Source organism: Curtobacterium sp. AB451, assembly GCF_050585845.1.
Taxonomy (GTDB): Bacteria; Actinomycetota; Actinomycetes; order Actinomycetales; family Microbacteriaceae; genus Curtobacterium.
On record NZ_JBOBQG010000001.1, the window covers coordinates 703,599 to 725,167 of the forward strand.

A 21,569-nucleotide genomic window follows, 5' to 3' on the forward strand; every position below is an offset into this window, starting at 1 on the left:
ATGCAACTCACTGTCCCCACCGCCCGCGCGCGCTGGATCGCGGTCGGCGTCTGCGTCACCGCAGCCATCGCCGCCGGCGGCGCGACCTCGGCGTCCGCCGCGACGACCCAGGCCGACGGCGACCAGGTCGTCGGCCCCCTCGTCACCGAGACGTCGTCCTTCCAGGGTGCGCCGGCGTTCGCCGCACCGCTCCCCGGCGCCGCCGGTCAGGAGATCGCCGCGAACCGTGCGGCGACGCTCGCCGGAGCCCTCGACCGCGCCGTCGACTGGTACCTGCCGGCGCCCGGCACCGTCGGCCCGGTCCGCCCGGTGTCCGCGCCCGACCTGTGCCTCAGCGCCGCGACCGCGACGGCCGGCATCAACTCCCGCGTCACGCTCGAGTCCTGCGTGGACGGCGCCGTCGAGCAGCGGTTCTCGCTCGCGAGCAACCAGGGGTCGAACAACCCGATCGGCACCGGTCTCCGTTCGGAGCGCAACGGCGGCTTCCTCGGGCTCTACAACAACGACCCCGTGATGCGACTCCAGGTCAAGGAGATCGCCGACCGGCTGCCGAACGTGGCGGACTTCCTGCCGGCCTTCGACGCCCGGATCGACCGCATCGACACCCTGGCCCGCACCGCGTTCCTCAGCGGCCGCGGCACCCCGAACGCGCAGGTCCTCGTCGACGGCGCGAACGCGGTGTCCATCGGCACCGACGGACGGTGGACCGCGGTCGTCACCGGCCTGGCGTTCGGCACGAACACGATCCGCCTCGAGCAGTACGTCGGGCCCGACCGCACCGGGTCGACCACCCTCACCGCCGTGCTGGCCGCCGACGAACTGACCTTCACGACGACGTTCTCCCCGATCCGCGACACCCCCGTCCAGGCCGCCGGTACCGCCCACCCGGGCGCGACCGTCCAGCTGCGGGACGCCGCCGGCACCGCGCTCGGCGCCCCGGTCACGGCGAACGCCACCACCGGACGCTGGTCGACGACCATCCCGGCACCGAACGCGGCCGGCACGTACGCCGTCACGGCGACCCAGTCGCTCGCCGGCCTGGTCGACTCGGAGCACGCGGTGACGCGCGACGTCGACTACGGCGCGGGCGTCGCCGTGGAGACCCCCGCCGACGGTGCCGCGCACACGGGCGGTCCGGTCGACATGTCCGGCACGGGCGAGCCCGGGTCGACGATCGAGGTGCACGACGTCACCGGCGGCGCCGACCGCATCGTGGGTCGCAGCACCGACGTCGTCGCGCCGGACGGTCGCTGGACGCTCACGACCGACGATCTCGACCGGGCCGAGCACGTGCTCCGCGTCGTGCAGTCCTCGCGCGGCGCGAACACGACCACCGCCCAGGTGACGATCAACCCCGGCTCGAACGGCAGCCTCGCGCCGGTCGTGCTCACGTCGCCCCGAACGGTGACCCCCGGACTCTCGAACACGTTCCGCGGCACCGCCGAGCCGGGTGCGACCTACCGGGTGCTCAACGTCTCCGGCACCCAGATCGTCCCGGGCACGCTGACCGTCGCCGACGACGGCACGTGGGAGTTCGAACGCGTCGTGTCGACCGGCGCCACGTCGTTCCAGTTCGCGATCGAGCAGACGAAGGACGGGCAGACCGAGACCTCGGAGCTGTTCTCGATCGACGCGAACCAGGGGGTCGCCCCGGTCGTCGTGACGACGGACGCGGTCCTCCCCGGCTTCGTGAACACGTTCGAGGGCACCGGCCCCGCCGGCGCGACCTACGAGGTGCTCAACGCCTCCGGCACGGTCATCGTCCCCGGTCGCCACACCATCGGTGACGACGGCTCGTGGTCGTTCGACCGGACGGTGTCCGCCGGGTCGCTCCGCTTCGGCTTCAAGCTGCGGGTGACCGTCGACGGCTCGACCTACACGACGCGGCTCTACGACCTGCCCGCCGCGACGCGGTGACCCGCTGACGGCCTGACACGACAGCGGGCTCCGGGACATCACGTCCCGGAGCCCGCTGTCGTCCGGTCGTCAGCGCGGAGGCCGCCACAGCACGATCTGCGTGTTCCGCTGCGGCCGCACCCCGGCGCGGAGCGGCACGGCTCCGCCGGTGGCCGAGGCCGCGAACACGCGCGCACCCGGTCGGTTGATGAGCTGGTCGGCGAGCGCCGTCTCGAGCTCGGAGATCCGTGATCGCAACGCCCGGTTCTCGTTCTCGAGCTCGAGCACTCGACGGATGCCCTCGAGCGAGACACCCTCGGACCCGAGCTGTGCGATCTCGCGGAGCTGGGCGATGTCCCGCATCGAGTACCTGCGGGACCCGCCCCGGGTCCGCCCGGGGACGACCAGACCGAGCCGGTCGTACTGCCGCAGCGTCTGCGGGTGCATCTCGGCGAGCTCGGCCGCCATCGCGATCGCGAAGACGGGCGAGTTCTCGTCCATGTCGGTCATGGCGTGTTCCTTCCGTCGTCCGCGTGGTGGTGGAAACCAGCCTGGAGGCTCGGCGAGCGTCCGTCAGGAAGCCGCGCCGAGCCTCCAGGCCGGGTTCATCGCTGTTGTTGCGTGACGCTAGTCGCGCGCCTTGGCGAGGAGGTCCTCGCGCGGGTTCTCGTCGGGCAAGACGTCGGCGAGGGCCTCGACGGCCTCGCGCTGCTTGTCCGACAGGTGGGACGGCACCGCGACCTGGACCGTCGCGAGCAGGTCGCCCGTGCCGTTCTTGGTCGTGACGCCGCGACCCTTGACGCGCAGGACGCGACCAGACGGGGTGCCCGGTGCGACCCGGAGCTTGACGGTGGAACCGCCGAGCGTCGGGACCTCGATCGTCGCGCCGAGGGCCGCCTCGACGAACGTCACGGGGACGTCCAGCCGGAGGTGCTGCCCGTCACGCTCGAAGACCGGGTGCTTGCGGACCGTGACGGTGACCACCAGGTCGCCCGCCTCGCCGCCGTCGGGCGACGGTTCCCCGCGCCCGCGCAGTCGGATCTTCTGCCCGTCCGCGACGCCCGCCGGGATGCGGACGTTCACCGGACGGCCGTTGCCCTGCGAGAGCTTGACGGTGTCGCCCGCGATCGCGGTGGTGAAGTCGAGGGTCGTCGTCGCCGTGACGTCGCGACCCTTCGTCGGCCCACCGAAGCCCCGGTAGCCGCCGCTGGACTGGCCGAAGCCACCGCCACCGCCGGCTGTGCCTGCTCCAAACATGCCGCCGAGGATGTCTTCGAAGCCGCCGGCTCCGCCCTGGCCGAAGCGGACGCGTTGCCCGCCGCCGCCCTGGCCGAACATGCCGCCGAAGACGTCCTCGAAGCCCCCGCCCTGGCCCGGGCCACCCGCGGTGAAGCGGGCACCCGAACCCATGGCGCGGACCTGGTCGTACTCCTGGCGCTGCTCCTTGTCGGAGAGGACCGAGTAGGCCTCGCTGATCTCCTTGAAGCGGTTCTCGGCGGCGGCGTCGCCCGGGTTGGAGTCCGGGTGGTACTGCCGCGCGAGCTTCCGGTAGGTCTTCTTCAGCTCAGCGTCGCTCGCCGTCTTGTCGACGCCGAGGACCTTGTAGAAGTCCTTGTCGAACCAGTCCTGACTGGCCATGAATCCCTACCTCCTCCCCGCGCTCAGGCCGGGACCGCCACCGCGACCTTGGCCGCACGGAGGACCCGCTCGCCGAGCTTGTAGCCCGGCTCGACGACGTCCGCCACGGTCTGGCCGGTGGCACCGGGTGTCGGGAGCTGCACGATCGCCTCGTGGATGTTCGGGTCGAAGGACTCGCCCTTCTCGCCGATCTGCACGAGCTTGAACTTCTCGAAGCCGCCGCGGATCTTCTGTCCGATGACCTGCATGGGGCCCTCGGCGAGGTCACCGTGCGCCTCGGCGCGGGTGAGGTCGTCGAGCGCCGGCAGCAGTGCCCGGACGACCTCGGCGATGGCGACCTCGCGGTTGGCCTCGCGGTCGCGCTCGACGCGCTTCCGGAAGTTCACCAGCTCGGCCTGCGCACGGAGCATGTCCGCACGCATCTCGGCCACCAGGTCGCGGTCCTCGGGGCTGAGCTTGTCCTCGGCGATGCCGCGCGCGGCGTCGGCGAGGAGCGCTTCGTCCTCCGGCGAGAGGTCGTTCTCGGCGTCGGCGGCCGGGCCGCCGGCGGCGGGGCCGTCCGTCGGGAGTTCGACGTCGGGCCCCTCCGCCTCGATGAGGTCCTCGGGCTCGGCCGCGTTGGTGGCGTCGCCCTCGACCTGGGGTTCGTCCTCGTTCGGCACGTTGTCCTTGGGGTCCGTCATCTACTTCTTGTCCTTGTCGTCCTCGTCGTCCACGACCTCGGCGTCGACGATGTCCTCGTCGTCGGCCGGCTGCTCGCCAGCGGGCTGCTCGCCACCGGCGGCACCGGCTGCTGCGTCCTGCTGGGAGTAGATCGCCTGGCCGAGCTTGCCCTGCGACTCGTTGAGCTTGTCGAAGGCGGTCTTGACAGCCTCGTCGTCCTCGCCGGCGAGTGCCGACTTCAGGGCGTCGACGTCGGCCTGGACCTCGGACTTGACGTCCGCGGGGAGCTTCTCGTCGTTCTCCTTGATGAGCTTCTCGATCGAGTAGACGAGCTGCTCGGCCTGGTTGCGACGCTCGTTGGCCTCGCGGCGGGCCTTGTCCTCGGCCGCGTGCTCCTCGGCTTCGCGGACCATGCGCTCGATGTCCTCCTTCGGCAGCGACGAGCCGCCGGAGATGACCATCGACTGCTCCTTGCCGGTGCCCTTGTCCTTCGCGGACACGTGCACGATGCCGTTGGCGTCGATGTCGAAGGTGACCTCGACCTGCGGGACGCCGCGGGGAGCCGGGGCGATGCCGGTCAGCTCGAAGGTGCCGAGCGGCTTGTTGTCACGGGTGAACTCGCGCTCGCCCTGGAAGACCTGGATCGCGACCGACGGCTGGTTGTCGTCCGCGGTAGTGAAGGTCTCGCTCCGCTTGGTCGGGATCGCGGTGTTGCGGTCGATGAGCTTCGTCATCAGGCCGCCCTTGGTCTCGATGCCGAGCGACAGCGGCGTGACGTCGATGAGGAGGACGTCCTTGCGCTCGCCCTTCAGGACACCGGCCTGCAGCGCGGCGCCGACGGCCACGACCTCGTCCGGGTTGACGCCCTGGTTCGGGGACTTGCCGCCGGTGAGCGACTTGACGACCTCGGCCACGGCGGGCATGCGGGTCGAGCCACCGACGAGCACCACGTGCGCGATGTCGTTGACCGAGACACCGGCTTCCTTGATGACGTCGTTGAACGGCTTCTTCGTGCGGTCGAGCAGGTCGGAGGTCATCTGCTCGAACTGGGCGCGCGAGATGGTCTCGTCGAGGTTGAGCGGACCGTCGGCCGTCAGCGTCAGGTACGGGAGCTGGATGCTCGCCGACATCTGCGACGAGAGCTCCTTCTTCGCCTGCTCGGCGGCTTCCTTGAGGCGCTGCTTGGCGATCTTGTCGGTCGACAGGTCGACGCCGTGCTCGTCCTTGAACTTCTTGACGAGGTAGTCGACGATGCGCTGGTCCCAGTCGTCGCCACCGAGGCGGTTGTCACCCGAGGTCGCGCGGACCTGGATCGTGGAGAAGTCGTCGTCCTTGCCCACCTCGAGCAGGGAGACGTCGAACGTGCCGCCACCGAGGTCGAAGACCAGGATGAGCTCGTCTTCCTTGCCCTTGTCGAGGCCGTACGCCAGCGCGGCGGCAGTCGGCTCGTTGATGATGCGGAGGACGTTGAGGCCGGCGATCTCACCGGCGTCCTTGGTGGCCTGGCGCTCGGCGTCGTTGAAGTACGCCGGCACGGTGATCACCGCGTCGGTCACGTCCTCACCGAGGTACTGCTCGGCGTCGCGCTTGAGCTTGCCGAGGATGCGGGCCGAGATCTCCTGCGGCGTGTACTTCTTGCCGTCGATGTCCGTCGTCCAGTCGGTGCCGATGTGGCGCTTGACGCTGGCGATGGTGCGGTCGACGTTCGTGACGGCCTGGCGCTTGGCGGTCTCGCCGACGAGCACCTCGCCATCCTTGGTGAAGGCGACGATCGACGGCGTGGTGCGCATGCCTTCGGCATTCGCGATGACCGTGGGCTCACCGCCCTCGAGCACGCTGACGACCGAGTTGGTGGTTCCGAGGTCGATGCCTACTGCACGTCCCATGTGTGGGTGCTCCTTCTGTTGGTACTCGTGGTGCTGAAGTCGTTGGACTTGCGTCCGATGGACTCAACCTTACTCCGGTGCACCTGGACGTCAAGATGACAGCCTCGGAACTTGCCATGAGTCGGCTCAAGTCGGTAGCGATCGCAGATGTTGTATTTCAGCGTTAGGTTTGATATTCTGGTACGGCAGCGGGGTCTCCCGCGAACATCCCACCGCGAGCCGCCGACGGCCCGATCGTCCGAGCGAGAGCACGCGGCCCGACCCCCTCGAAAGGGATCACCAACCATGTCATCCAAGAAGAAGCGTCTCGCGAAGGGCCTGGGCGCCGGTGCGCTCGCCGTCGCGACGATCGTCTCCGGTCTGTCGTTCGGTGCGGCTTCCGCGTCCGCCGCGGAGACCAACCAGGTGCTCGGCACCATGAAGTTCGTCTCCGGCACGTCCGCGATCATCGCGAGTCCGCAAAATGACGAAGTCATGGCAATGTGGAAGACCTACACGACTGCACAGGCGGCAAAGCAGAGCGCGACAGCGTACGACATTCTGTCGACGTCGGACGCGGGCGCATTTCTCTTCCGTTCACCTACAACGGGCAAGTGCCTTTCTTTCATCTGGCCCTCCAACATCCCGATGCTCCGCGAAACGACCTGCGACTCACTGCGCTCAAGGTTTCGCTTCGAGAACGGTTCCTTCGTCACACACAACTGGAATCAGATCGGTTCGGACACTATTGCGATCAGTGCAGAGAACCAGCTCTACGACGGATCAGTGCGCAACGTGGGGGTCCGCGGCCTTCTCGGATCAATCGGTAACACCCGCTGGGACGACCTTCCTTCAGTGATCGTAGGTTGGGACCAGCTGACCGCGCAGGGGTCGTTCGACACGGACATCGCGAAGAAGGCGACCGTATCGGGTACCGCCGAGCCGGCAGCGACGGTCACCCTGAAGAAGGGCGCGACGACGCTCGACACGACGACCGCGGCCGAGGACGGCACGTACTCGTTCGACGTGGATGCCCCGAACAAGGGTGGCGCCCTCGCCCTCACCGTCACGCAGACGATCGACGGCAAGGACGGCGGTTCAAAGGACATCAGCCTCGACTACGGCAAGGCCGTGGCGATCACCGGTCCGGAGGACCACGAGCACGTCCCCGCCGGGTCCACCGCGATCACGGGCCAGGGCGAGCCCGGGTCGGCGGTCCAGGTGTTCGACAACCAGGGCCGCACCCCGGTCGTCTCCGCGAGCGTCCGGGCGAACGGCACCTGGTCCGGTACCGCGACCCTGACCGACGGTGAGCACACGCTCGAGGCGAAGCAGATGTCGAAGGGTGCGAACACCACCACCTCGACGGTGGTTGTGAACCCCGGCGAGTCGGCGCTCCGCGCCCCGTCCATCACCACCGACGAGTACACGCCGGGGCAGCGCACCACGTTCGCCGGTACGGCGACCGCCGGCGCGACCGTCGACATCCTCGACGGCAACGGGTCCGTCATCGTCGGCGGCGTGCGCGTGGCCGAGGACGGTTCGTTCTCGTTCCAGCACACCCCGGCCGCGAACAGCACCGAGTTCTCCTTCCGCGTCCGCCAGACGCTCGGTGACGCCACGCGTACCGACGGTCCGTTCACGATCGACGCCACGGTCGACGCGTTCGCTCCCGTCACCGTCAGCCGTCCGGCGACCGTGACCGCGGGTGTCGAGAACGTCTTCTCCGGCACCGCGACGCCGAACGCGACCTACCGGGTGCTGAACGCCTCGGGCAGCCAGATCGTCCCGGGCACCTTCACCATCGACGCGGACGGCAACTGGACGTTCCGTCGTGCGGTCTCCACCGGCGCATCCAAGTTCGACTTCAAGCTCGAGCAGACGCTGAACGGTGAGACCCGTACGTCGCAGCTGTTCAGCATCCGCGCGAACGCCGGTTACACGGTCACGAACACGACCCGCTCGGTGCGTCCGGGCGTGAACAACACGTTCACCGGTACCGGCCCCGCCGGTGCGTCCTACCGCGTCCTGAACATGTCGGGCACCCAGATCGTCCCGGGCACGTTCGACATCGACGGCCAGGGCAACTGGACCTTCGACCGAGTGGTGTCGCTGGGCGCTCCGAACTTCAAGTTCAAGCTCGAGGTCACGACGGCGGACGGGGCAACGTTCACCTCGCCGCTCTACACCGTGAACGCCGCCTCGCTCACCCCGGTGACGGTCGACACGACCGAGGTCTTCCCCGGTCGCCAGAACACCTTCGAGGGCACCGGTGAGCCCGGCGCGAGCTACACGGTGCTGAACATGTCCGACACGGTGCTCGACCCGAGCATCGAGAGCACGTTCCGCGTCGGCCAGGACGGCAAGTGGGAGTTCAAGCGAGTCGTCTCGATGGGGGCTGCGAACTTCAAGTTCAAGATCCGTCAGACCCTCAACGGCCAGACCACGACGAGTGACCTGTTCACCATCGACGCCGCCACCTTCCAGGCCCCGACCGTCGACAACGAGTACGTGAACGCCGGCATCTGGAACACGTTCACCGGGACCGTCACCCCCGGCGCGACGATCCGCGTCCTGAACACCTCGAACAACGAGCTCTCGGGCGTCACCGACCTCGTGGTCGGCGCGGACGGCAAGTACTCGTTCAAGCGGATCGTCGGTGCGACGAGCACCAAGCTCGACTTCCGCATCGAGCAGACGCACCTCGGCAAGACGATGATCGGCGACACCGTGACCCTGCAGGCCCGCACCGCGGACGTCACCATCGACAACACGACGGTGACCCCGGGTCGCGTGAACACCTTCACCGGCACGGCCACCCCGGACGCGACCTTCCAGGTGTTCACCGTGGGCAACGTCGGCGACGCCCCGCTCGCGAGCGGCACCGTGTCGGCGCAGGGCCGCTTCGCCTTCGACCGCACGGTCGGCGCCGGCGCCACCTCGTACGCCTTCAAGATCGTCCTCACCAAGGACGGCAAGCAGAGCGTCTCGGCTCCGTTCACCATCACGGCCAGCACCCGCTGACCGAACCCCACCACGGCGACGGCGCCGCGGGACCCCCGTCCCGCGGCGCCGTCGCGCACGCCCGCAGCACCACCCGAAGGACCAGATCATGAACTCGACCGCAATCCGCACGCTCGCCGCCGCCTCCCTCGCGCTCGTCGCCGCCGTCGGCCTCAGCGCCTGCACCGCGAACTCGTCCGGCGGGGACCAGAAGCCCACCGCTACCGCCTCGGCATCCACGAAGGTCGCCGAGACGCAGTACAACGACTGCATCGACGGATCCCTGCAGATCTTCGACGACAGCAAGGACGCCAAGCCCGCCACGTTCGGCGACTGCGCCGGCGCCAGCATCATCTCGTCGGGGCGCACCATCACGCTCGGGACGGTGCCGACCCTGACCGTCGAGGGGCAGAAGAACACGGTCGACGTGACCGGCGTCAAGTCCCTGACCGTCCTCGGCAACGAGAACACCATCACGTACCACGGCACCGCGCCGAAGGTCGATGACCAGGGCAAGGGGAACGCCATCAAGCCGGCCGGCTGATCCACCGATCACCGGCATCGAAGGGCCTCGCACGTGCGGGGCCCTTCGTCATTGTCATTGCTCATGTGATGTATTACACTGAGTACGTCAGCCCGAACGAAGGACCGCCATGAACGCCTTGATGATCGCCCGAGCCCTGCTCCGCAGCTGGTGGATCCTCGCCACGTGCGCCGTCCTCGGCGTCGCAGTCGCGGCCCTGAGCAGCGCCACCACGACTCCGACCTACCGCGCGTCGACCTCGTACTACGTGTCGGTCGCCGGCCAGGACGCGTCGACCGCCGGCGAGATCGCTCAGGGTTCGACGGCAGCCCAGCAGAAGATCAAGTCGTACGTGCAGCTCGCCTCGTCCCCGCGGGTGCTCACGCAGGTCATCGACGAGCTCCACCTGAAGACCACCCCTGCCGAACTCGGGCAGCGGGTCACGGCGAGCGTCGGGACCGGCACGGTGATCATCTCGATCGCCGTCACGGACACGGACGCCGAAGACGCCGCCCGCACCACCGAGGCGATCGGCTCGACCCTCGCGTCGGTCGTCAGCCAGATCGAACCCGAGATCTCCGCGAAGACCCCGTCGGTGCGACTCGAGGAGATCACGCCGGCGACCACGCCGAGCTCCCCGGTGGGGCCGAAGACCGCGGCGAACATCGTGCTCGGCTTCGCCGCCGGCCTCGCCGTCGGTGCAGCGCTCGCCCTCCTGCGGAGCGGGCTCGACACCCGGGTCCGGACCGCCGACGACCTCGAGGAGGTCGGCCTGCCGCTCCTCGGAGACATCGCCTTCGACAGCGACGCCGCCGCGCATCCACTCATCGTCCGCGACAACGCCGGGAGCGCTCGCAGCGAGGCCTTCCGGGCACTCCGCACGAACGTCCAGTTCCTGCGGTCCGACGGACCTCGGACACTCGTCGTCACGAGCGCCCGCCCCTCCGAGGGCAAGACCACGACCACGGCGAACCTCGCGGTCGCGATGAGCCAGGGCGGCCTCCGCGTGGCCGTCGTCGACGCGGACCTGCGGCGTCCGAACCTCGCCAACGTCATGGGCGTCGAGGGTGCTGCCGGCCTCTCCGACCTGCTCGTCGGTCGCGCCGAGCTCGAGGACGTCCTGCAGGAGTGGGGCGAGGACGGACTGCACGTGCTGCCGGCCGGCACCATCCCGCCGAACCCCAGCGAGCTCCTCGGGTCCGAGGCGATGGAACGCGTCCTCGACGTCCTCACCGACCGGTTCGACGTGGTTCTCCTGGACACCCCGCCGGTCCTCGCCGTCACGGACGCCTCGATCCTCAGCGCGCTCGTGTCGACGACCCTCCTCGTCAGCGCAGCCGGTCAGACGAAGCGCACCGAGGTGCGACTCGCGACCGAGGCGCTCGAACGAGTCGGACGACAGGCCAGCGGCGTCGTCCTCACCAAGACCAAGCACGCGCGACGTCAGGGCGGCTACTACCGCTCGGAGTACGCAACCGTCACCACCCCGTCCGCCTGACACGCCACCCGACAACCCGACAACCCGACAGGAGCCACGACCATGAACCACGACCGTCGTACGCGCTTGATGCGCACGAAGCGGATCCTCGACGTCTGCGGCGCCGTCCTCGGACTCGTCATCGCCGGACCGGTCATGCTGGTCGTCGCGGCACTCGTCGCGATCCGGCTCGGCCGCCCCGTGATCTTCCGGCAGGAGCGACCGGGCCTGCACGGCTACACCTTCACGATCCTGAAGTTCCGGAGCATGCTCGAGGTCGACGAGGCCAAGGGCATCACGACCGACGAACAGCGGCTCACCCGGTTCGGCCGGCTCCTCCGTTCGACGAGCCTCGACGAGCTGCCGAGCCTCTGGAACATCCTGCGCGGCGACATGTCGTTCGTCGGCCCCCGGCCGAGCCTCTGCCGCTACCTCGACCTCTACACCGCCGAGGAAGCGCGTCGGCACGACGTCCTCCCCGGCCTCACCGGGCTGGCGCAGGTCCGCGGACGGAACGAGCTGCCGTGGCCCGAGCGGCTCCGGTCGGACGTCGAGTACGTCGACTCGATCAGCCTCGGCCTGGACCTCCGGATCCTCCTGCGCACCGTGGTCGTCGTCCTGCGCCGCGAGGGCATCACCGCCCCCGGCCACGCCAGCTCCGACGTCTTCACCGGCACGGACCGGATGACGGGGTCGACGGCATGAGGACGGTCTGGGTCGTCAACCACTACGCCCACCACCACCTGCGGGACGGCCGTGCGACCCGGCACCAGTCCCTCGCCGAGCACCTCGCCGGGCTGGGCTGGCACAGCGTCGTCATCGCCGCCGGGACCGACCACCCCACCGGCCGCTCGCACCTCCGCGGCTCCCGTCTCCGGCAGCGCTGGTCCGGCGCCGGACACGAGTTCCTCTGGCTCCGCGGCGTCGACTACCGCGGCGCGGGCATCCGGCGGACGATCCGTCGCGCCGCGGACATCCTCCTGTTCACGCTCCTGCTGCTCGCCCCCGGGACGCTCTCCGGACTCCCCCGGCCGGACGTGATCGTCGGCGGGTCGTTCCACCCGCTCGCCGCCTGGGCGGCCGCCCGCCTGGCGAAGCGGCACGGGGTCCCGTTCGTCTTCGAGCCCCGCGACCTGTGGCCCGAGTCCGCGCTGGGCCTCGCCGGCATGACCGAGCGGCACCCGGTGATCCGTGCGCTCCGCCTGCTCGAGCGGAGCATCGTCCGACGGAGCGACCACATCGTCTCGCCGCTCGGCGGGGTCGGGCGCTACTACGCCGACCGCGGGTACACCGGTGACTTCACCTGGGTGCCGAACGGCGTCGCGGTCGAGGAGCTCCCGGGCGAGCAGTCCGATGCGGTGGCACCGCGCGGCACCGGCGGCCCGTTCACGGTCACGTACATCGGCTCGATGGGTCCGGCGAACGCGCTCGAGACCGTCATCGACGCATTCGACCGTGCCGCGACGACCGCCGCGGCACGCGGGACCGGGCCGCTCGCCCTCCGCCTGGTCGGGGACGGCGCCGACGTGACGGCGCTTCGGGAACGCGCGTCGCGCCTCCCGTCCGCCGCCTCGATCTCGTGGGACGGCCGCGTCTCCCAGGGGGACGCCCGCCGGATCGGCCGGCAGGCCGACTGCCTCGTCGTCAACATGCACGACCTGCCGCTCTACCGCCACGGCGTCTCGATGAACAAGCAGTACGAGTACATGCTGCTCGGCCGGCCGCTGCTGGTCGGTGCCCCGGTCCCGCTCGAGTCGGTCGAGGCGTCCGGGTGCGGCGTGCACGTCGCCGCCGACGACGTCGACGCGATGGCCGACGGCATGCTCGCGCTCGCCGCCATGCCCGCCGCGGAACGTGACGCGATGGGCGCTCGGGGCCGCGACCACGTGCTCCGCGAGCACGACTACGCACGCCTCGCCCGCACCTACGCCGGAGCCCTCGACTCCGTCACCGACCGCCCCTGACCCAGCATCTCCTCGCCGCAGACCCGAACGGATCCGCCCATGCGCTACGACATCGTCCACGTCTCCTCCGCCCACCCGTGGGTCGACAACCGCGTCCACCTGCGCGAGGCCGCCGCGGGTGTCGCCGCCGGACGACGCGTGCAACTGATCGCCGTCGAGAGCGACCTGCGTGCGCCGCGGACCGGGGTCGACGTCGTGTGCATCCCCCGCCGACGTCGGGTCCGACGCATGGTCCTGTCGACCGTGCAGGCGCTGCGACTCGCGCTGCGCTCCGGAGCGCGAGTGGTGCACCTGCACGACCCCGAGCTCATCTGGACGATCCCGGTGCTCCGCCTCGCCGGCCGTACCGTCGTCTACGACGCGCACGAGGACCTCCCCGACCAGGTCTGGGGCAAGGACTACCTGTCGCACCGACAGCGTGCCGTGTTCGCGGCGCTCTCGCACGTGCTCCTCCGGGTCGCCGGGACCGCGAACCGCGTCGTTGCCGCGACCGAGTGGACCGGACGTCGGTTCCCGGCGGACCGCACCGTCGCGATCCACAACTTCCCGCTCGAGCGCGCCGAGGACTCGGCGCAGCGCCCCCTCGCCGACCGCGCACCGATCGTTGCGCACGTCGGCGTGCTGAGCCGTGACCGGGGCATCGACGTGATCAGCGCGGCCGCGGTGCACGATGCGTTCCCCGCGGACTGGCGCGTCGAGATGGTCGGTTTGATCGACGCCGCGACCGACACCTCCGTGCTCCGCGGCGCCGAGGCGACCGGCCGCGTGCGACACCTCGGCATGGTCGGGCCGATGGAGGCGCGGGACCTGCTCCTCGACGCGCGGATCGGGGTCGTGCCGTTCCGACGGACCCCCGTGACCGACCAGATCTTCCCCACCAAGCTCTTCGAGTACCTCGCCGCCGGCCTCGCCGTCATCGCCACCGACGTGCCGCTCTGGCGCCGGCTGCTCGACGGCGTCGGGTGCGTGACGTTCGTGCCGGCCGACGACCCCGGCGCGATCGCCGCCGCCGTCCGTCGGTACGCCGAGGACCCGGAGCTCCTCGCCGCGCACGGCGCCGAGGCCAAGGCCGCGGCGGCGCGGTTCTCGTGGGCACGGGAAGCCGACCGGCTGACCGCGGTGTACGACGAGCTGCTCGCGACGACCGGCAAGGCCTGACCCGTGGACCCCGTGCAGGCATCGAAGCGGTCCCGTCGCACCGCCCCCGGGACGATCGTGGTGCTCCGACGCGTGGTCTTCGTCGTGGGTGCGGTCGCCGCGCTCGCAGCGACCATGAACTGGATCTCCGCGGTCCTGGTGGCGCCGTTGTTCAGCTACCTCGGCTACACCTACGTCGGGGCGTCGCCGATGGTCATGCTGGCGGCGGTCCTGCTGACGAGCGCGGTCGCGCTGGCGCTGCCGGTGCGGATCACCCGTCCCTCACACGTCGTGCTGTGGGCCCTCTTCGTCGTGTGCGTCGCCCCGACGATGCTCATGGGCGTCTCCGCCGGCTACCTCTCCGCAGGGACGGCACTCCTGCTCTCAGCCGCCGTGGGCACCGCGTTCGTCCTCGTCGCGGCGGGCATCCCGCGGTCCGCCACCGTCGGGCGGTCGACACCGTCGGACGTCCTCCGGCTCGGTTCGCTCGCGATCCGGCGCAGCACGCTGACCTGGACGGTGTGCGCCGTCTACTCGCTGTTGACCTACGGGATCATGGCGGCGACCGTCGGGATCCACGTCCGGTTCCTCGCCCTCGACGACATCTACGACGTCCGCGCCGACTACACGGCCGACGTCGGCTCCGGCGGCACGCTCGGGTACCTGCTGACCGGTCAGGCCTACGTGGTGAACCCGCTGCTGCTCGCCCGTGGCATCTTCCGTCGACGTCCGTCCCTGATCGTCCTGGCGCTGGTCGGACAGTTCCTGCTGTACTCGAGCACGGGCTTCAAGGCCGTGCTGTTCTCCTTCGTCGCGGTGCTCGGCATGGCCCTGCTGTTCCGCGGACGGTCGACCAAGGGGTCCGCACCGTTCCTCGTCGCCCCGCTCGCGATCATGGTCGTCTCGGCCCTGGCCGACGAGGCACAGGGTGGCATCACCTGGACGTCGGTCTTCACCCGGCGGTTCATGCTCGCCCCGGGACTGCTCTCGTCGGTGTACGTCGACTACTTCAGTCAGAACCCGGTGGCGATGTACGCCTACTCGTTCCTCGACACCTGGTTCGACTACCCGTACGACCTCGCGCCGCCGAAGCGCATCGCCGACTACCTCGTCCCCGGATCGACCGGGTACGCGAACGCGAACCTCTTCGCCGACGGCTTCGCGAACTTCGGCTGGCTCGGCATCGGGATCGCGGCGTTCGCCCTCTGGGTGTGGCTGCGCGTCGTCGACCGGGCCGCCCACGGGCTTCCCATGCGCGTGGCTGCCATGGCGCTCGTGATGCCGAGCATCATGCTCTCCAACACGTCCGTCTTCACCGCGATGTTGTCACACGGGTTGCTGTTCGGCACGATCATCCTCGCGATCTGCCCGCGGACGGGATGGGAGCCCGAAGCCCCGGGGAGCACGACGCGAACGGAGCGGTCCGGAGCGCCGGCCTCCGCGGCCTCGCGGGCGCGACGTGTCGCCGTCGGGGCGGACCGGGTCCTGCGCGCCGCCCACCGGTTCGACGCCGCCCGGGCCGGTGCCGGCTCGGTTCGAGCGGCGTACCGTCTCGCGGGGCGGACCGCGCGACACTCCCGCGCACGGTCCACTGGTCGCCACAGTGCGCATCCGGTCGGCAGCGGCCTCCGCGTCGCCAGGTAGGTCGGCCGGGTCAGGGTCGATCACGAACTCGCCGCGCGCTCTGCCCGGCCACCCGTCGGACGCTCCGGGCCTTCCGTCGGGTGTCGCATCCCTGGTCGGCCAGAGGGCCGGGAGAACGATGGACGCGAACCGGCCGAGCCCGGACCCAGCCGACCAGGCCGGGTCGGCCTGGTCGGCCTGGTCGGCCCGGTCGGCGTGGTCGGGGCTGGTCGGGGCTGGTCGGGTTCGGCCCGGTCGGCCGGGTCGGGCCTGGTCGCGGTTCGGCCCGATGAGCCGGGCTGGGCCTGGTTGGGGCTCGGCCCGTCGGCCCGTCAGCTCCGTCGGCAGAACACCGCATCACCCGTCGAGGAACCGCAACACCGAGTCGCCGGCGGCCACCACGGGATCCATGCCCGCTCCGCCCCAGGTGTTGGCGACGCTGAGGAGCGCGTTCGGCGCCAGTCGGCACTGCAGCCCCACGTCACCCACCGACACCCGGTTGGCCGCCACGATCCCGGAGTTGGCGGTGGCGACGACCGCGATCCCGACGCTCCGCGCCGCCCCGAGCCGTTCCAGCCCGAGCACGGAGTTGCGTTGGACCGCCACGTCCGCGTTGGAGTGGTAGAGCGAGATGGCCCGACCGAACCCCTGCAGTTCGTTGTCGGCCACGATGAGGTCCCTCGTCAGGTACACGAGGATCGGCGCGTCCCGATCGGCGTCGCCGTACCCGGACACCGCGTTCCGCAGCAGGACGCCGGTGGCACGCTCGGCCGGCGAGTCGACGGTCTCCCCCGCTCCACGCACCACGATCCCGGACCCCGCTCCCCGCGTGGACCGGGTGACGCTGTTGCCGATGACCGCGCACGAGAGCGGCGCGTACTTGGTCTTCGACGCATCCGCTTCGTCCTTCGACGGGACGAGGGCGATGCCGACACGGCAGTCCTCGACCCGGTTGCGGAGGATGACGATCTCCTCACCGCCGTGCGTGTCGATCCCTTCCCAGGACCGCACGCCCCGCACCAGGTTGTCGCTGATGGTGATGCGCGCGCTGCGCGGGAACCGATCGGTCCCCGCGGTCGTCGCGCGGACCGCCTCGATGCCGTACGAGTTCACGTACGGGCTCGGCTGGTGCACCTCGTCGATCCGGTTGCCGCTGACGGCGCCGTCCGTGCACGAGAACATGAGGATCCCCGCGTACCCGACGCCGCTGATCGTGACGCCGCTCACGGTGAACCATCCGACGTGCTCGAGCAGCACGCCGTCGTGCGACTGGCCGCTGATCGAGCCGCCTCGGATCTCGATGTTCCGCAGCGGAGCGTCCGGTGTGCCGGCTGCGTGCACACCGCGACCGAGCCCGGAGACCGTCCCGTCGCGACCGCGGAGGACGGGCTCCTCGATGCGCACGTCGGAGGAGCGCACCGTGATGACCGCGATGTGCGCGTCGGTCGAGATCGACCCGCCCGCGAACCGCAGGGTGATCGGCGACGTGAGGACCAGCGACTCGGTGACGACCCAGTCCCGGGTGATGGTGACCGTGGACCACGGGGCCGCCGCTTCGACGAGTTCGTGCAGCGACGCCGCGTCGACGTCGTCCACGGGGACCGCTGCCGCCGGAGCGGGCGCAGGAGTCGTCGCCACCCGCGCGAGCGTCGGAGCCGCGCCGAGCGCCGACGCCGTCGCGCTGACCGCGATCGCTCGCAGGGTCTGCCGCCGCGTCACCACGGGAGGCTCCCGAGGTGCGTCCGGCCGACCCGGGTCAGCGAACGGGGAGTGCGGTCCCCGGAGGAGCCAGGACAGTCGAAGTCGCGACGATCCGGTGCGCCCGGACTGCTCGCCGCACCAGGACGAGGACGACGGCGTAGGCGACGACCATCGATGCCGACAGCGCGGCGACCGTCACCCCGGGGCTCGCGCCTGCAGCGGTCGTCACGAGGACTGAGCCGGACGTCAGGACCAGTCGACCGCCGTCCCACCACAGTTGCGTCAGCTGTCGGCCGAGCAGGGAGAGCAGCTGGGTCACCGGCGACGCGACGACCTGCACGGCGAACGCCGGCACGAGGACCTGGGCGTAGGTGCCCGACAGCGTCCACTGCGAGCCGAAGACGACCGAGAACGCCGTCGGTGCGAAGACGAGGACGAGGAGTGTCCCGGCGGCACCCGCGACCGCCAGCCGCAGCACGATCCGTCTGAGCAGCCGGTCCACCGGTGTGCCGGAGCGGACCGAGCGCCCGAACACGCCGCCGGACCACTGCGCGACCGCGTCCGCCAGCATGCCGACGGGTGTACCAAGCACACGCATCGTGAGGGCGACGTACCCGGCCGACGTGCTGCCCAGGGCGAGGGCGATGAGGACACTGGGTCCCTGCTGCCCGAGGACGTTGAGGAGCGCAGACCAGGGCGTCACGAGCAGGAACCGCCGGTGTGCGCCGAGCGTCGCCGCCATGCGGTCCGACCGCGACACGGACACCGAAGCGGGTGCCGACGCCGACGCCGACGCCGACGCCTCGAGCATGCGGCGACGGGATCCTGGCAGGGAGCCGAGCACCCCCGCCAGTCGGCCCACCGACAGGCCAGCGAGCAGGCCGACGGGTCCGAGCGGTGCGGCGAGCAGGTTCCACGCGGTCTGTGCCAGCCCTTGCACCGCGTTCCGGGTGGCCAGGTCGGTGTAGCGCTGCCGTCGCGCGACGGTCGCGCTCACGATCCGGAAGGCACTGATCGCGACGGTCGTCAGGGGGAAGAGCCACCAGAGCTCCGCGAGCGACGGGGCGTCGAAGCCCGCGGCGAGGGCGTTCCGGAAGGACCAGGCCGCCGCCCCGACGGCTCCCGCGACGACGGCTGAGGTCATCAGTCCGAAGAGCACGAGGTGCCGCACCGCGCGATCCGTCGGGGCGACCATCAGCGCGCGGTCCGTCCCCGTGGTGGCGAACGCGCCGAGGATCGAGCACAGGGCCGTGATCACCGCGAGCGCGCCGAAGTCCGACGGCCCGTACGCGCGCGTCAGCAGTGGCGACACGGCGATGACGGTCCCCTGCCCGATCAGCGTGCCCGACAGGATCACCGCGACGGCGGGCAGTCTCCGTGCCGTGACTCGGTGCGTCCTGATCCGGCGCATGGGTCGACCTTCCGTCCTCGACCATCGTTGCGTGGCCGTCGAGATACAGAATATCACATGCCATGCGAAAGACCTCCGATCGGGTCCGGGAGGCCCAGGCGGCGGTAGACCCCTGTGAGCCGCCCCGACTCGCGTCCCCAGTGCAGCCGGGTGCGAGCGGCCTCGGCCGCCGCACGACCGTGTCGGTCGAGCAGCGCCGGATCGTCGTCGTACGCCTGGACGGCACGGAGGATCGCCTCCGGGTCGTCCGCTGGGACCCACGTCACACAGTCGAAGCCGTCGACGAGCGCACGCCAGGCGGGGACGTCGGTCGCGATCACGGCCAGACCGGCCGCGAGGTACTCGAGGAGCTTCGTCGGGATCGAGGTCCGGAACGCCGGCGTCGGCAGGAGGGGGACGATCCCGATGCGCGCATCGAGCAACACGTCGCGTGCCGCGTCAGGAGCGAGGACGCCGGCGTAGGCGATCCGCCCGGTCGCGATCTGTGCGTCGAAGGCGCGGCGATCGACGGCCGCATCGATCTGCCCGGCGACGACGAGCGACCACCCGGGCGCCCGGTGCAGGGAGCCGGCGAGCGCCGTCACGACCGACAGCCCGCGGTCACGGTTCAACGCACCGAGGTAGGCGATGCGTCGTCGGCGCTGGGACGGCGGGAGCCCGTGGTCGACCGCTCGGAGCCGGGGGAAGTTCCGGACCACCTCGGTCGACCTCGGATCGAACCGTTCCGCGATCGTCGGGGTCGCCGCGACCACGAACGAGGCTCGGCGTGCCACGGCGATCGCAGCGTGCGCGATCGGCACGGCGAGCCGTCGACCAGCCCGGCCGAGGTACTCCTTGCCGGCGACCTGGGCGGGGAGGTCTTCGTGCGCGTCGTAGACGACCGCGCGACCGGCCGCACGCAGGAGCGGTACCGACCAGAGGAGTTCCGGGTCGTGCAGGTGCACGACCCGGGCACGGGACGACCACGCCGCTCGGACGGCCTGGGCGGTCGAGAGCGTCACCCGGGCAGCGCGTCGTCGCCGTCGGAGCCGTCGGACGTAGACGCCCGTCGTCGGATCGGGGTCGTCCCAGTCACGATCGGCGCGGCCGTCGGTCGAGACGGCGACCAGAGCGGTCCGGTACCCGGTCGCGGCCGCGGTGGCTGCGGATCGGAGGTGCACACGGTTGTCCGTCCACGGATGGGCGCTCGACACGTGCACGATGTCGAACGGACGGGGCCTGGAGTCCATGACCGCAGGCTAGGTGCGCAGGACTCCTGGACGGCAGTTCTGCACATGTTGCATGTCAGTTCGCGGCAGGTGCCCCGATGGCGACGACGACGCAGTCCCACTTGGCGGTGTCGAGGACACGTCGACCGTCGACGACGGTGCGGACGCCCGGCAGGGAGCCGTGGTCCATCGTCCGGTACTCGGCGTGGTCGGCCTGGACCACCGCTGCGTCGACCGGTTCCCCCGGCACGTGCGCCGTGAAGCCGAGCCGCTCGAGCTCCGACGAGGAGTACAGCGGGTCGGAGACCGTGACCGTCGCCCCGCGCTGCTCGAGCGCGGTGACCGTGCCGTAGACCCCGGAGAACGCGGTCTCCTTGACGCCCCCGCGGTAGGCGGCACCGAGCACGACGACACGCTGGCCCGCGAGGTCGCCGTGGAGGCGCGCGAGGAGGTCGACCGCGTGGTCGGGCATCACCTGGTTCCGCGCACGGGCGGCGCGCACCACGGTGGCGTCCGGGTCGTTACAGAGGTACAGCTGCGGGTAGACCGGGATGCAGTGGCCGCCGACGGCGATGCCCGGCTGGTGGATGTGGCTGTAGGGCTGCGAGTTGCAGGCCTCGATCACCTTGGCGACGTCGATGTCGTTCCGCCCGGCGAACACCGCGAACTCGTTGGCGAGCGCGATGTTGACGTCGCGGTAGGTCGTCTCGGCGAGCTTCGCCATCTCGGCGGCCTCGGCGGACCCGAGGTCCCACACGCCGTTCCGGCGCGGCAGGTCGGACCGGTCGTCGAACTGCAGGACCGCCCGGTAGAAGTCGTCGGCGAGGTCGGCTCCGGCTCTGGAGAGCGCACCGATGAGCTTCGGGTAGCGCCGGAGGTCCGCGAAGACCCGCCCGGTGAGCACCCGCTCCGGCGAGAACACGACGTGGAAGTCGCGGCCCTCGGTGAGCCCGGAGGCGCGCTCGAGCATCGGCGCCCACCGCGTGCGGGTGGTGCCGACCGGCAGCGTGGTCTCGTAGGCGACGAGCGTGCCGGGGCGGAGGTGCGCGCCGATCGACTCCGTCGCAGCGTCCATCCAGCCGAAGTCGGGGGTGCCGTCACCGCCGACGAAGAGCGGCACGACGACCACGACGACGTCGGCCGTCGGGATCGCGTCGGCGGGGTCGGTGGTGGCGCGGAGCATCCCGGCGGGGACGACCTCGGCGAGGCCGGCGGCGAGCCCGTGCTCACCGGGGAAGGGTTCGACCGCGGCGTTCACCGACTCGACGACGGCGGGTGCCACGTCGAGTCCGGTGACGGTCGCGCCCGATCGGGCGTACTGGACGGCCAGCGGGAGGCCGATCTTGCCGAGGCCGACGACGACGACGTTCATGGTGTGCTGCTCTCTCCGGCGGGGCCGGGACGGGTTCTGGTGGTCCGGTGCGGACGGGTGCGGACGGGTGCGGACGGGTGCGGACGGG

Annotated in this window: 16 protein-coding genes; 8 read left to right on the forward strand and 8 right to left on the reverse strand. The window is 70.8% G+C overall.

Translation table 11 applies throughout. From position 1 onward, the window contains the following. Positions 1-1,917, forward strand: coding sequence for a hypothetical protein (locus ACQXVK_RS03240; protein ID WP_430852670.1), 1,917 nt, complete (start codon positions 1-3; stop codon positions 1,915-1,917). Between the two features lie 69 nt (positions 1,918-1,986). Here the strand turns inward: ACQXVK_RS03240 and ACQXVK_RS03245 are convergent, their stop codons facing one another. The 4 genes from ACQXVK_RS03245 to dnaK all read right to left on the reverse strand — a co-directional run bounded on the left by ACQXVK_RS03245 (position 1,987) and on the right by dnaK (position 6,083). Beyond that, entirely contained in the window at positions 1,987-2,397 is a 411-nt protein-coding gene (locus ACQXVK_RS03245) for a heat shock protein transcriptional repressor HspR (RefSeq protein ID WP_031261684.1), read from the reverse strand. A 126-nt stretch (positions 2,398-2,523) separates the two neighbouring features. After that, on the reverse strand, positions 2,524-3,534 hold the full coding sequence (locus tag ACQXVK_RS03250; protein ID WP_402265298.1) for a DnaJ C-terminal domain-containing protein: 1,011 nt from the start codon (positions 3,532-3,534) through the stop codon (positions 2,524-2,526). A gap of 23 nt (positions 3,535-3,557) precedes the next feature. Continuing rightward, positions 3,558-4,217 carry a nucleotide exchange factor GrpE gene (locus ACQXVK_RS03255; RefSeq protein ID WP_022906160.1) on the reverse strand — a complete coding sequence of 220 codons (660 nt, stop codon included), beginning with the start codon at positions 4,215-4,217 and terminating at the stop codon, positions 3,558-3,560. Next, a complete protein-coding gene (gene dnaK / locus ACQXVK_RS03260) occupies positions 4,218-6,083 on the reverse strand; it encodes a molecular chaperone DnaK (protein WP_022906161.1) in 1,866 nt (621 codons plus the stop codon). It lies immediately after the preceding gene. Positions 6,084-6,368: 285 nt separating this feature from the next. Here dnaK and ACQXVK_RS03265 point away from each other — a divergent pair, with 285 nt between their 5' ends. From ACQXVK_RS03265 to ACQXVK_RS03295, 7 genes are all read left to right on the forward strand, one after another. Beyond that, positions 6,369-9,086 (forward strand): Ig-like domain-containing protein, encoded by a 2,718-nt coding sequence (locus ACQXVK_RS03265; RefSeq protein ID WP_430852672.1) that lies wholly within the window; start codon positions 6,369-6,371, stop codon positions 9,084-9,086. 88 nt (positions 9,087-9,174) lie between these two features. Continuing rightward, complete coding sequence (locus tag ACQXVK_RS03270) at positions 9,175-9,609, forward strand: DUF3060 domain-containing protein (RefSeq protein WP_416394090.1); 435 nt, start codon at positions 9,175-9,177, stop codon at positions 9,607-9,609. Between the two features lie 109 nt (positions 9,610-9,718). Beyond that, a complete protein-coding gene (locus tag ACQXVK_RS03275; protein ID WP_402265308.1) occupies positions 9,719-11,086 on the forward strand; it encodes a polysaccharide biosynthesis tyrosine autokinase in 1,368 nt (455 codons plus the stop codon). Positions 11,087-11,128: 42 nt separating this feature from the next. After that, positions 11,129-11,770: a sugar transferase gene (locus tag ACQXVK_RS03280; RefSeq protein ID WP_430852674.1), complete on the forward strand. Its 642-nt coding sequence runs from the start codon at positions 11,129-11,131 to the stop codon at positions 11,768-11,770. Next, entirely contained in the window at positions 11,767-13,029 is a 1,263-nt protein-coding gene (locus ACQXVK_RS03285; RefSeq protein ID WP_430852676.1) for a glycosyltransferase, read from the forward strand. The genes ACQXVK_RS03280 and ACQXVK_RS03285 overlap by 4 nt, the downstream gene beginning before the upstream one ends. Before the next feature lie 39 nt (positions 13,030-13,068). Continuing rightward, positions 13,069-14,187 (forward strand): glycosyltransferase, encoded by a 1,119-nt coding sequence (locus ACQXVK_RS03290; RefSeq protein WP_430852678.1) that lies wholly within the window; start codon positions 13,069-13,071, stop codon positions 14,185-14,187. Positions 14,188-14,190: 3 nt separating this feature from the next. Next, a complete protein-coding gene (locus tag ACQXVK_RS03295; RefSeq protein WP_430852679.1) occupies positions 14,191-15,810 on the forward strand; it encodes an O-antigen polymerase in 1,620 nt (539 codons plus the stop codon). A 336-nt stretch (positions 15,811-16,146) separates the two neighbouring features. Here ACQXVK_RS03295 and ACQXVK_RS03300 read toward each other — a convergent pair whose 3' ends face one another. From ACQXVK_RS03300 to ACQXVK_RS03315, 4 genes are read right to left on the reverse strand one after another with little or no spacing between them, the layout of a single operon-like run. After that, positions 16,147-17,508: a right-handed parallel beta-helix repeat-containing protein gene (locus tag ACQXVK_RS03300; RefSeq protein ID WP_430852681.1), complete on the reverse strand. Its 1,362-nt coding sequence runs from the start codon at positions 17,506-17,508 to the stop codon at positions 16,147-16,149. A gap of 37 nt (positions 17,509-17,545) precedes the next feature. Next, positions 17,546-18,901, reverse strand: coding sequence for a lipopolysaccharide biosynthesis protein (locus ACQXVK_RS03305; protein ID WP_430852682.1), 1,356 nt, complete (start codon positions 18,899-18,901; stop codon positions 17,546-17,548). Between the two features lie 53 nt (positions 18,902-18,954). Then, positions 18,955-20,130 (reverse strand): glycosyltransferase, encoded by a 1,176-nt coding sequence (locus ACQXVK_RS03310; protein WP_430852683.1) that lies wholly within the window; start codon positions 20,128-20,130, stop codon positions 18,955-18,957. A 55-nt stretch (positions 20,131-20,185) separates the two neighbouring features. Continuing rightward, positions 20,186-21,481, reverse strand: a complete 1,296-nt coding sequence (locus ACQXVK_RS03315; RefSeq protein ID WP_430852685.1) for a nucleotide sugar dehydrogenase — start codon at positions 21,479-21,481, stop codon at positions 20,186-20,188. Positions 21,482-21,569: the final 88 nt, after the last annotated feature.

Excerpts from the sequence above, each read along its gene's own strand:
- ACQXVK_RS03240 (WP_430852670.1), top strand. The coding sequence starts at position 1 with ATGCAACTCACTGTCCCCACCGCCCGCGCGCGCTGGATCGCGGTCGGC.
- ACQXVK_RS03245 (WP_031261684.1), bottom strand. The coding sequence starts at position 2,397 with ATGGACGAGAACTCGCCCGTCTTCGCGATCGCGATGGCGGCCGAGCTC.
- ACQXVK_RS03250 (WP_402265298.1), bottom strand. The coding sequence starts at position 3,534 with ATGGCCAGTCAGGACTGGTTCGACAAGGACTTCTACAAGGTCCTCGGC.
- ACQXVK_RS03255 (WP_022906160.1), bottom strand. The coding sequence starts at position 4,217 with ATGACGGACCCCAAGGACAACGTGCCGAACGAGGACGAACCCCAGGTC.
- dnaK (WP_022906161.1), bottom strand. The coding sequence starts at position 6,083 with ATGGGACGTGCAGTAGGCATCGACCTCGGAACCACCAACTCGGTCGTC.
- ACQXVK_RS03265 (WP_430852672.1), top strand. The coding sequence starts at position 6,369 with ATGTCATCCAAGAAGAAGCGTCTCGCGAAGGGCCTGGGCGCCGGTGCG.
- ACQXVK_RS03270 (WP_416394090.1), top strand. The coding sequence starts at position 9,175 with ATGAACTCGACCGCAATCCGCACGCTCGCCGCCGCCTCCCTCGCGCTC.
- ACQXVK_RS03275 (WP_402265308.1), top strand. The coding sequence starts at position 9,719 with ATGAACGCCTTGATGATCGCCCGAGCCCTGCTCCGCAGCTGGTGGATC.
- ACQXVK_RS03280 (WP_430852674.1), top strand. The coding sequence starts at position 11,129 with ATGAACCACGACCGTCGTACGCGCTTGATGCGCACGAAGCGGATCCTC.
- ACQXVK_RS03285 (WP_430852676.1), top strand. The coding sequence starts at position 11,767 with ATGAGGACGGTCTGGGTCGTCAACCACTACGCCCACCACCACCTGCGG.
- ACQXVK_RS03290 (WP_430852678.1), top strand. The coding sequence starts at position 13,069 with ATGCGCTACGACATCGTCCACGTCTCCTCCGCCCACCCGTGGGTCGAC.
- ACQXVK_RS03305 (WP_430852682.1), bottom strand. The coding sequence starts at position 18,901 with ATGCGCCGGATCAGGACGCACCGAGTCACGGCACGGAGACTGCCCGCC.
- ACQXVK_RS03310 (WP_430852683.1), bottom strand. The coding sequence starts at position 20,130 with ATGGACTCCAGGCCCCGTCCGTTCGACATCGTGCACGTGTCGAGCGCC.
- ACQXVK_RS03315 (WP_430852685.1), bottom strand. The coding sequence starts at position 21,481 with ATGAACGTCGTCGTCGTCGGCCTCGGCAAGATCGGCCTCCCGCTGGCC.